Here is a 2,386-nt window from a genome sequence, read left to right as displayed (position 1 = left end):
CGCGCAAACCACGAACGAGTCAGTGAGGGCTCAAAACGCTCTAGCAGGACGTCTTCGAAGTCCCGCTGCCGAAGAGCCGGAGTCGGCCGGTGCTGCGCCGCCCGCTCGCGACCGAGTTGCAGACATCTAGCCTTGGCGATCTCAGCCCAGCGGGGCGCTGGCACCTGCACGCCCACATGCCATCGTCCAGGCGAGGAGCCGAGGGTGAGGCTGGACCTAGACAGGGGCGGAGGGGAGCGTCGACCTCACCCCCGGCACCCACCTTTTGCGTGTATAGCACGGCAAGACCTACGAGGCGGAAGTCCTCGACCGGGGAAGGTCCGTATCGGCGGTGAGGTCCATTGCTCGCTCTTCGCCGCAGCGAGAGTGATTACCGGGACGCCGTGGTCAGGCCCCGCCTTCTTTGGGCTGACGGACCGGAAGAAGAAGAAGACGCCACAATGACCAAGCGGCGGCGCTTTGCGATCTACACGCCTAAGTCCTTCGAAGAGGGTCTGGATGGACGGCTACCTCCCCGCCGGCTACGCGGCCGATGGCCGTATACTGAGGGTTCATCAGGACGAGGCCGAGACCGTCCGCCTCCTTCTCGGGCGCACCCTCGAGTTCAGCACTATACCACCTCTTAAGGCGGACTGTAACGCCCGAGGCATGGCCAGCCCGAAGCTCCTCTCAAACCCAATCTACCGAGGTCAGATTCGGCACACGGATCAGGTCCATAAGGGCCAGCACGAAGCGATCATCAACGAGGCGCTCTTCGATCAGGTGCAGCAGCGACTGGCCCGGCGGGGCGGCAAGCACCGAACGCGAAGTCAGGAATCGCTGCCGCTTCTCGGCAAGCTCTACGATAAGGAAGGCACGCCCCTCGTCGCCACCCGCGCCATGAGGGACAGCCAACGCTACCGCTTATGTGAACGAGAACCTCAGACTGCTCGTCCCAATGATCGAGAAGCTCGCCGCACGCAAAACCTCACGCTTCCTTGGCGACGAGCACTGCATCGCCGATGCGTTCCGCCAGCGCGACAGTGATCTCCGGCACCTTATGGTCATCCGACAGCAGATCGAGAGCGGCGGCCTCACAACCAGCGTATCTCCCCTTGATCTCCTCCGCAGGCTCATCCTCACCTGCGACGCCGCAGCCTTCGAGATCGATCTCGATACGGACTTCGCTTCCGAAGACGCCCTCGCCTTCAAGGTCGAGCTCGCCGTCCAGCGCCGGGGCGTGAAGACGAAGCTGGCCATCGCTAGACCAAACCCCCACGGCGATGCCGATCCGGTCCTTCTGCGCACCCTCGCAAGAGCTTTCGCCTGGAGCGAAGAGCTTCATACCTCGCCCAATCTGACAGCGGCCGCCCTCGCCAAGCGAAATGGCGCCGGTCTCTGCTACCTTACCAAGCACCTCGCCTCGCCGGGCTCTCGCCGACGATGGTCCGCCGGATCCTTGACGGTACCTAGCCCACCCCGCTGACCGGCTCCTCAAGCTCGCTCCTAACCTCCCCCTGCCTGGGACGAGCAGAAAGCGATCCTCGGGATCGGCTGAGGCCGGCCCGGCTACCAGGCAGCGGGTCAGAACGCCTACGAAACGCCTCCGCATCGATGGGGCGTTATCGCTAAACCGTGACCAACCGCTCCGCAGGTCCTCCTGCAACAGCCATGAGGCGAGGCTGCCCGGAACATCCCATCATCAGAAACCGGACTGGGGAGAAGGCCGACAGAGAAAGGAGGTACAGCCTCTCCGAAAACCCCGGCCACATGCCCCTCTCCGGTCCGCTTCGGGAACAGGCATGCCCCGGAAGCCCACACATCGCGGGACCACAGGCCGTCCGTACAGAGAACCGAATATGCCAATGAAAACAAGATTTAATGGCGGACAGAGAGGGATTCGAACCCTCGAGACGGTTTCCCGCCTACACGCGTTCCAGGCGTGCGCCTTCGACCACTCGGCCACCTGTCCGGTCGGACGCTCGTGCCAGACCGGTAGAGGATTGGCAACCACCTCCTCGCTAGCTACACCAAGCTTTCGGTGGAGGGTTCGATGCAGGGTTTGCGGATAGCGGCATGGGTACTGATCGCGCTGGCGATCGCGCTGATCGGTGCGGATCTGATCTCCAGCGTTGAGGCCGGGCAGCCGGTGGTGCGGACGGTCCGCGAGATCGTCAGCCTGCTGCCGGGCGTGACGCTTGGGCGCTTGGCTGAAGGCGGGCTCGGCGGGGTGATCAACCTGATGCTGGACCTCCCCCTCTGGGCCGTCTTGGGGGTTTTGGGCTTGGTCGCGACGATCCTGATCAAGCCGGTGGAGTGAGCGCCTCGGCTCAAGTCTGACGAGTGGGTTTGCCGGGCGGCGCTTCTGTTCCTAAGGTCCCAGTTCTGGGTTCCGGGCTACGCTTCG

General features: G+C 63.8%; 3 protein-coding genes and 1 tRNA gene. 2 read left to right on the top strand and 2 right to left on the bottom strand.

Translation table 11 applies throughout. The features are described from left to right. The first annotated feature begins 498 nt into the window (after positions 1-498). Positions 499-1,026 carry a recombinase family protein gene (locus NOG11_RS15245; RefSeq protein ID WP_370468308.1) on the top strand — a complete coding sequence of 176 codons (528 nt, stop codon included), beginning with the start codon at positions 499-501 and terminating at the stop codon, positions 1,024-1,026. On the opposite strand, the gene NOG11_RS14820 is transcribed toward NOG11_RS15245, so the two are convergent. Together NOG11_RS14820 and NOG11_RS14815 are read right to left on the bottom strand one after the other, a co-directional pair. Then, positions 968-1,324 carry a hypothetical protein gene (locus tag NOG11_RS14820; protein WP_256620594.1) on the bottom strand — a complete coding sequence of 119 codons (357 nt, stop codon included), beginning with the start codon at positions 1,322-1,324 and terminating at the stop codon, positions 968-970. The two genes, NOG11_RS15245 and NOG11_RS14820, sit on opposite strands and share 59 nt — an antisense overlap. Positions 1,325-1,861: 537 nt before the next feature. Continuing rightward, a tRNA-Ser gene (locus NOG11_RS14815) sits at positions 1,862-1,951 on the bottom strand. Between the two features lie 81 nt (positions 1,952-2,032). Between NOG11_RS14815 and NOG11_RS14810 the strand changes: the two genes are divergently transcribed. Beyond that, complete coding sequence (locus NOG11_RS14810) at positions 2,033-2,299, top strand: hypothetical protein (RefSeq protein ID WP_256620593.1); 267 nt, start codon at positions 2,033-2,035, stop codon at positions 2,297-2,299. Positions 2,300-2,386: the final 87 nt, after the last annotated feature.

The sequence above is a fragment of the Parvularcula maris genome, from assembly GCF_024505085.1.
Classification (GTDB): Bacteria; Pseudomonadota; Alphaproteobacteria; order Caulobacterales; family Parvularculaceae; genus Parvularcula; species Parvularcula maris.
Note: the sequence above shows the minus strand (reverse complement) of the source record. Positions and strands in the feature narration are given on the sequence as shown.